The sequence below is a fragment of the Neptunomonas phycophila genome (assembly GCF_001922575.1).
Classification (GTDB): domain Bacteria; phylum Pseudomonadota; class Gammaproteobacteria; order Pseudomonadales; family Balneatricaceae; genus Neptunomonas; species Neptunomonas phycophila.
Genome location: NZ_MRCI01000022.1, coordinates 1 through 444, shown reverse-complemented (window position 1 = coordinate 444; position 444 = coordinate 1). Strand labels below are relative to the sequence as shown.

The following is a 444-nucleotide window of genomic DNA, read 5'->3' as shown; positions in this document are numbered from 1 at the left end:
GGTTCAGTGTTACCGTACCGTGGCTTGGGTTAGAGACGGCGGTGATCGTTAATGGATCGCCATCAACATCCGTGTCGTTACCCAATAGCGTTGCTGGATCCAGCGTGATGGTGGTGTCTTCTTCACCCGTCAGCTGATCATCAACGGCAACCGGTGCATCGTTAACCGGTGCAAAGTCGATTGTTACAGTAGCGGTATCGAATCCACCGTTACCATCAGTAATGGTGTACTCGTACGTCGCTTCGCCATTGAAGTTCTCATCAGGCGTGAAGGTCACGGTGCCGTCAGCGTTAAGAACAACCGTACCGTTCGTTGGATTAGACACTTCAGTGATCGTTAATGGATCGCTGTCTGGATCCGTGTCGTTACCTAACAGGTCATTCGCTGTCATGGTGTACGGTACGTCTTCTTCGCCATTGAAGCTGTCGTCAATCGCATCTGGAC

1 protein-coding gene is annotated in these 444 nt (G+C 51.4%); it reads right to left on the bottom strand.

Features of this window, described 5'->3' with window-relative positions; genetic code table 11:
* The coding region (locus BS617_RS17930) for a cadherin-like domain-containing protein (protein ID WP_139303251.1) at window positions 1-444 on the bottom strand (444 nt) is incomplete at both ends.